We start from the raw sequence: 7,297 nt of genomic DNA on the forward strand, positions 1-7,297 counted from the left end.
GGGACCAACGGGAAGACCACGACGGTGGGCATGCTCGGGTCCATCCTGCGGGCCGCCGGCGAGGACGCGCTCGAGGTCGGCAACATCGGCACGCCCATCACCCGGGCCATCGACTCCGCGGCGACGGTGTTCGCCGTCGAGCTCTCCAGCTTCCAGCTGGCGACCACGCAGAGCGTCTCCCCCGAGGCCTCGGTGTGCCTCAACGTCGACGAGGACCACCTCGACTGGCACGGTTCGGTGGAGGCGTACGCCGCGGCCAAGGCCCGCGTCTACCACAACACCCGGATCGCGTGCGTGTACCCGGCCGCCGACCCCCTCGTCGAGCACATGGTCGAGGAGGCCGACGTCGTCGAGGGCGCTCGGGCCATCGGCACCACCCTCGGGGTGCCGGCCGTCTCCCAGGTCGGCCTGGTCGAGGGCACGGTCGTCGACCGTGCCTTCCTCCCCACGCGCCACCGCGAGGCGCTCCACCTCGCGGACCTCGCGGACCTCACCCACATCACGGGTGCCCAGCCCTCGCCCGCCGTCGTCTCCGACGCACTGGCGGCCGCTGCCCTGGCCCGTGCCCACGGCGTCGCGCCCGAGGCCGTGGCCGAGGGGTTGCGGACCTTCCACCCCGCCGACCACCGCCGGGCCGTCATCGGTGAGGTCGCGGACCTCACCTGGATCGACGACTCCAAGGCCACCAACGCCCATGCGGCCGCCGCCTCGTTGGCCGGGATCCGCCCCGGGACCGCCATCTGGGTGGTCGGGGGGGACGCGAAGGGCCAGGACCTCCACGAGCTCGTGCACACCGTCGCCCCCCTCCTGCGCGGCGTCGTCCTCATCGGGGCGGACCGCGCCCCCCTGCGCGGCGTCCTGGCGGAGGAAGCCCCCGGCGTGCCGGTGGTCGAGGTCGACGGGCACCCCGACTGGATGTTCTCCGTGGTCAACGAGGCCGTGGGGCTGTCACGACCGGGCGACACCGTGGTGCTCGCCCCGGCGTGTGCCTCCTGGGACCAGTTCGACAACTACGGACAGCGGGGGGACGCCTTCGTCGCTGCCGTCCACCGCCTGGGGGAGCAATGGGGGCGTCGGCCGTGAGGACGTGGTGGCGGAGCCTGCCGCGGGTCCGTTTCGGCTCCGGCGAGCGCGGTGCCTCCGCCCCCTCGCCGGTGGTCACCTACTACCTCGTCGTCATCCCGGCGCTGGTGCTCACGGCCTTCGGCCTGGTGATGGGCTTCTCCGCCTCCGCGGTGACGAACATCGCGAAGGGGGAGAACCCCTACGTCGCGTTCCTGCGTCCCCTGGCCATCATCGTCATCGCGCTGCTCGTCGCCGCCGTCCTGCAGGTGCTCCCGGAGAGGGCCTGGTGGTCCGTGGCGCGCTGGGTGCTGCTCGCCGCCCTCATCTTCCAGTGCCTCGTGATGACCCCGCTGGGGGCCACCGAGGGTGGCAACACCAACTGGGTGCACATCCCCGGCATCCCCGTCCTCGTCCAACCCTCGGAGTTCCTCAAGCTCGCCCTCGCCCTCTTCCTCGGCCGGGCGCTCACCCGTCCGGGTGCCAGGGTCCGGGACTGGAAGCAGATGCTCGTCACGGCCGGCATCCCCGTGGTGCTCTCCCTGGGGGCGGTGATGCTCGGCCAGGACCTCGGGACCGCCATCGTCATGGCGGCCTGCGCCTTCGGTGCGGCGTGGGTGGCGGGCCTGCCCGGCAAGTGGTTCGCGGGGATGGGGCTCGCGGCGGTGCCGGTCGTGGTCTACCTGGTCTTCGCCAACCCGACGCGTCTGGCACGCGTCAAGCAGGTGATCCCCGGGCTCGGCACCCCGCCCTCGACCTCGGCCCCCACCCAGACGGACCACGCGCTGTGGGCGCTCGGGTCGGGAGGGTGGACGGGTCTCGGACCCGGCGCCTCGCGGGAGAAGTGGAACTACCTGCCCGCCGCCCACACCGACTTCATCCTCGCGATCATCGGTGAGGAGCTGGGACTGCTCGGCACCTGCACCGTGCTGGCGTGCCTGGGGTTGCTCGTGTGGGGGATGGTGCGCGTGTGCCAGAACCACAGTTCGGCCTTCGCCCGGGTCACCACCGGCGGCATCGCGGCCTGGATCGCCTCCCAGGGCATCATCAACGTCATGTCGGTGACGGGCCTCGGTCCCGTCATCGGCGTGCCGCTCCCACTGGTCTCCTACGGTGGGTCCTCCCTGCTCTTCACCGCGGCGGCGGTGGGGATGGTCGCCTCCTTCGCGCGCGGCGAGGCCGGGATGCGCATGCTGGGCAGGCCCGACGAGTCCTCCGCGGGGCGTGACCCGCGCAGGGCACCCCGTCGGCGCGCCGCCCGCCGGGGGCCCACCACCGCCCACCACGTCACCCCTCCGACCTCCGAGGTGCACCCATGAACCCCACCATCGTCCTCGCAGGGGGCGGCACCGCCGGCCACGTCAATCCGCTCCTGGCGACCGCCGACGCCCTGCGTGCCCGCGGCTGCGACATCATCGTCCTGGGAACCGCCGAGGGCCTGGAGTCCGACCTCGTGCCGGCCGCCGGGTACCGGCTGGTGACGATCCCCAAGGTGCCGCTGCCGAGGCGTCCCTCCCCGGCCCTCCTCAGCCTCCCGTCACGGCTGCGCGAGGCGGTGCGGGAGGCACGCTCGGCGATGGAGGGTGCCTCCGTCCTCGTCGGGTTCGGGGGCTACGTGTCCACGCCGGCCTACAGGGCCGCGCGTGTGCTCGGCGTACCCGTCGTGGTCCAGGAGCAGAACGCACGTCCCGGCTTGGCCAACCGGCTCGGGGCACGCCACGCCGCGGTGGTCGCCCTCACCTTCCCCTCCACCCCGCTGCGGGCCGCCCACGGACGGACCGTGGTCACGGGCCTGCCCCTGCGTCCCGCCATCGCCGACCTCGCCGCGATCCGCTCCTCGGAGGGGGGCCGTCTGGAGGCCAGGCGCGCGGCCGCCGCCCGCCTCGGACTCGATCCCACGTTGCGCACACTGGTGGTGACCGGGGGTTCGCTGGGGGCCCAGCACCTCAACGAGGTGATGTGCGAGGTGGCGGCCGACCTCCCCGAGGGCACCCAGGTGCTCCACCTGACCGGGCGGGGGAAGGACGGCCCCGTGCGCGAGGCCGTCACCCGTGCGGGGGTCTCGCGACGCTGGAAGGTCCTGGACTACCTGACGACCATGGAGGACGCGCTGGCCGTCGCGGACCTGGTGCTGTGCCGCTCCGGGGCCGGTACGGTCGCCGAGCTGACGGCCCTGGGACTGCCCGCCTTCTACGTGCCCCTGCCCATCGGCAACGGGGAACAGCGCCTCAATGCCGCCGACCACGTCGCCTCGGGTGGGGCGAGGATGGTGGCGGACCACGACTTCACCCCCCAGGTGGCGCGCAGCGAGGTGCTGCCGCTCCTCGTCTCGGAGGAGCTGGTGCGGATGGGGAGGGCCTCGGCGGCGCACGCGCGCACCGACGCGGCCGACGTGCTCGCGGACCTGGTGCTCGCCCAGGTCAGGCCCTGAGGATCCCGGAAGGGGAATGGCAATGGCAAAGACGAACGACCGGCCCTCCACGACGGGGGAGGAGGACGCCCCGCCGACGGCGCCTGCGTTCCACTTCATCGGGATCGGCGGGGCGGGCATGTCCGTCGTCGCCGAGCTCCTCGCCGACCGCGGCCTGCGGGTGTCCGGGTCCGACCGGGCGGACTCCGCCGTCCTGGACCACCTGAGGGGCCTGGGGATCACGGTCCACGTCGGCCACGACCCCGCCAACGTCCCCGCGGACGCCGTGGTCGTCGTCTCCAGCGCCATCCGGGACTCCAATGTGGAGCTCGCGGCGGCACGGGCCCGCGGGCAGCGGGTGATCCACCGCTCCCAGGCCCTGGCGCTGGCCGCCGCCGGCATGCGCTTCGTCGCGGTGGCCGGTGCCCACGGGAAGACGACGACCTCCGCGATGCTGGCCGTGGCGCTGCACCGGGTGGGCCTCGACCCCTCGGCGGCCATCGGGGGCATCATCCCCGAGCTCGGCACGGGCGCCCACCTGGGGGCCGGGGACATCCTGGTCGCCGAGGCGGACGAGTCCGACGGCTCCTTCCTCAACTACGCACCCAGCGTCGAACTCGTCACCAACGTCGAACCCGACCACCTCGACCACTACCGCACCCGGGAGGCCTTCGAACAGGTCTTCGTCGACTTCACGGAGCGTCTCGTCGAGGGCGGGCTCCTCGTGTGCTGCGCGGAGGACGAGGGCGCCTCGCGGCTCGCCGCGACGGCCCGTGCGCACGGCACGCGCGTGCTCACCTACGGGCGTCCGGAGCACTGCCGGACCACCCCGGACGTGCGCATCGAGGACGTCGCGGAACGTCCCGACGGGTCCACCGCCGTCCTGGTCGGTGTCGGGGCCCGCGTGGACCTGTCCGTGTCGGTGCCGGGATGGCAGAACGTGGTCAACGCCGCCGGTGCATGGACGGTGGGGGCCGAGCTCGGGGTCGACCCCGAGCAGATGGCACAGGCCCTCCGGACCTTCCACGGGACCGAGCGGCGGTTCCAGCTGCGCGGCGAGGTCGGTGGGCGACGCGTCTTCGACGACTACGCCCACCACCCCACCGAGGTCGCCGCGGCGATCGCGGAGGCGCGGGTGGTGGCCGGGGACGGACCGGTGACGGTGGTGTTCCAGCCGCACCTCTACTCCCGCACGAAGGTCTTCGCCGAGCGCTTCGCCCGCGCCCTCTCCGCCGCGGACACGGTGGTCGTCACCGACATCTACGCCGCCCGGGAGGACCCGGTGGAGGGCGTGGACTCCGGCCTGATCACCAGTCGGCTCCCGGGTTCCCACCTGGTCCACGACATGCACGAGGCCTCCCGCCTCGGCGCCCGTCTCACCGGGCCGGGAGGTGTCCTGGTGACCATGGGCGCCGGGTCCATCACCACCACCGGGAAGGACGCACTCGACGAGTGGCGCCGGGAGGAGGCGGGGGAGTGAGGCAACCTCCGCGCCCCCGGGCGCCCCGCCCGCACGCGGATCCGTCCCCCGGCACGGGAGCGCGGGCCGGGGGGGACCGGGGAGTTCCCTCCTCCACCCCGGGTGCCCGCCCCGTCGGGGACGTGGCCCCGGACGAGGTCGCTGCCGGCGGTGCCACCGCCCATGCCCGGTCCGCCCGGGGTCCTCCTCGGGCGCGTCACCCGACGCGACGCGCGCGGATCGCGGCGCCGACCGGACCGGGAGGACCACGCGCGCGACGCGCGGTCCGGGCACCACCCGGGACGTCGCCCGACGCAGGACACCGCGCAGTCTCGAGCGTCCCCTGGAGGCCCAGGACGCGGCGAGCCTGCTCGGGTCGCACGAGGACTCCGTCTCCACCGGCCTGGGGGAGCGCCTCGCGGAGCGCCGCAGGGCGCGGCTCCGGCTGCGGGGGACGCACCTCGCCGTCCTCCTCGGCTCCCTCGCCACCGTGGCCGCGCTCGTGTGGGGGATCTTCTTCTCCCCGGCCTTCGCCCTGACCAGTGCCCGTGTCACGGTCACCGGTGCTGACGGGGACGTGCGCACCGAGGTCCTCCACGCCGTGGGACCCTTCCTCGGCACCCCTGTCCCGCGGCTCGACACCGCGGCGGTGGAGAGTGCGGTGGAGGGCGTCACCATGGTCCGCGACGCCCGGGTGTCACGGACCTGGCCCGACGGTCTCGCGGTGACGGTGCAGGAACGGGTGGCCGCACTCGTCGAGAAGGACGGCAGCGGTGTCGCCCTCGTCGACGACGAGGGCGTGGTCCTCTCCCACGAGGGGGAGGCCCCCGCAGGTCTGCCCGTGGTGGTCCTGCCGGCAGACGGGGCCGAGCGCGCCCGTGCGGCGGCCGCCGCGGCGTCGACGTGGTCGGCGCTGTCCGCGGACCTGCGCGGGTCCGTGACCCAGGTGTCGGCCGACGGGAACCTCGTGACCCTCACCCTCTCGGGCGGCCGGACGGTGCGGTGGGGGACCGACGAGGACGGCGAGCTCAAGGCGGAGGTCCTCGCGGTGCTGCTGGCCCAGCGCGCGGCGACGGTCTACGACGTCTCCGACCCGACGCGCCCGGTCACGTCCTGAACCACCGGGTCCGGCACCCATGCCCCGGGTCCGCACCCGGCACGTGTGCCGACACGCCCGCCAGCCTCCTTGCCGGGGAGGGGTCCGTTCCCTACCTTCATCCCGGCAGAATGCAGGCACAACACCAACCTTGAACTAGAGCTTGAAGGTTACGGTGGCAAGGGGGACCAAGTGGCGACACCGCAGAACCATCTGGCAGTCATCAAGGTCGTCGGGGTCGGCGGCGGTGGTGTCAATGCCGTCAACCGCATGATCGAGGTCGGGCTCAAGGGTGTGGAGTTCATCGCGGTGAACACCGACGCCCAGGCCCTGCTGATGTCCGACGCCGAGACGAAGCTCGACATCGGCCGCGACCTCACCCACGGGCTCGGCGCCGGCGCCGATCCCGCCGTGGGACGTCAGGCCGCCGAGGACCACTCCGAGGAGATCGAGGACTCCCTGGAGGGGGCCGACATGGTCTTCGTCACCGCGGGTGAGGGTGGCGGCACCGGGACCGGTGGCGCCCCCGTCGTCGCCCGGATCGCCCGGGGCGCGGGTGCCCTGACCGTGGGCGTCGTGACCCGTCCCTTCTCCTTCGAGGGCAACCGACGCGCCTCCCAGGCCGATGTGGGCGTGGAGGCGCTGCGCGCCGAGGTCGACACGCTGATCGTCATCCCCAACGACCGGCTCCTGGAGATCTCCGACTCCAACATCTCGGTGCTCGACGCGTTCCGTGCCGCGGACCAGGTGCTCCTCTCCGGTGTCCAGGGCATCACCGAGCTCATCACCACCCCCGGCCTCATCAACGTGGACTTCAACGACGTGAAGTCCGTGATGAAGGACGCGGGCTCCGCCCTCATGGGCATCGGCGCCGCCACCGGCGAGGACCGCGCGCTGCGGGCCGTCGAGACCGCGATCTCCTCCCCGCTCCTCGAGGCGTCCATCGACGGTGCCCACGGTGTCCTGATCTTCTTCCAGGGTGGCTCCGACCTGGGCCTCCAGGAGATCTTCCAGTCCTCCCTGCTGGTGCGCGAGGCCGCCCACCCGGAGGCGAACATCATCTTCGGCAATGTCATCGACGACTCCCTCGGCGACGAGATCCGGGTCACGATCATCGCCGCTGGCTTCGACGACACGGGCGAGGGGACCCAGTCCTCCACCGCCGCCCACGAGTCCAAGGCCCCCGCCGCGACCGCCCCCGCGGCCACGGCGCCGTCCGCGCACGTCGCCCCGGCAGCCCCGGTCGCCCACGCCACGGGACAGCGTCCGC

Annotated in this window: 6 protein-coding genes; all 6 read left to right on the forward strand. The window is 73.5% G+C overall.

Annotation, left to right across the window (positions count from 1 at the left end; translation table 11 throughout):
• Positions 1-1,083: UDP-N-acetylmuramoyl-L-alanine--D-glutamate ligase (gene murD, locus TA90_RS01495; protein WP_043534256.1), on the forward strand; the 1,083-nt coding region annotated here is incomplete at its 5' end.
• Positions 1,065-2,381: an FtsW/RodA/SpoVE family cell cycle protein gene (locus tag TA90_RS01500; RefSeq protein ID WP_052450358.1), complete on the forward strand. Its 1,317-nt coding sequence runs from the start codon at positions 1,065-1,067 to the stop codon at positions 2,379-2,381. The genes murD and TA90_RS01500, both read left to right, overlap by 19 nt.
• The gene (locus tag TA90_RS01505) at positions 2,378-3,493 is read left to right on the forward strand and encodes a UDP-N-acetylglucosamine--N-acetylmuramyl-(pentapeptide) pyrophosphoryl-undecaprenol N-acetylglucosamine transferase (protein WP_043534257.1); all 1,116 of its coding nucleotides are present in this window, start codon (positions 2,378-2,380) and stop codon (positions 3,491-3,493) included. Before TA90_RS01500 ends, TA90_RS01505 begins: the two co-directional genes overlap by 4 nt.
• Before the next feature lie 22 nt (positions 3,494-3,515).
• Positions 3,516-4,952, forward strand: coding sequence for a UDP-N-acetylmuramate--L-alanine ligase (murC, locus tag TA90_RS01510; RefSeq protein ID WP_074015220.1), 1,437 nt, complete (start codon positions 3,516-3,518; stop codon positions 4,950-4,952).
• Between the two features lie 469 nt (positions 4,953-5,421).
• Complete coding sequence (locus TA90_RS01515) at positions 5,422-6,048, forward strand: cell division protein FtsQ/DivIB (protein ID WP_052450359.1); 627 nt, start codon at positions 5,422-5,424, stop codon at positions 6,046-6,048.
• A gap of 171 nt (positions 6,049-6,219) precedes the next feature.
• The coding region (gene ftsZ / locus TA90_RS01520) for a cell division protein FtsZ (RefSeq protein ID WP_052450360.1) at positions 6,220-7,297 on the forward strand (1,078 nt) is incomplete at its 3' end.

Source organism: Actinomyces polynesiensis, assembly GCF_000820725.1.
GTDB classification, from domain to species: Bacteria; Actinomycetota; Actinomycetes; order Actinomycetales; family Actinomycetaceae; genus Pauljensenia; species Pauljensenia polynesiensis.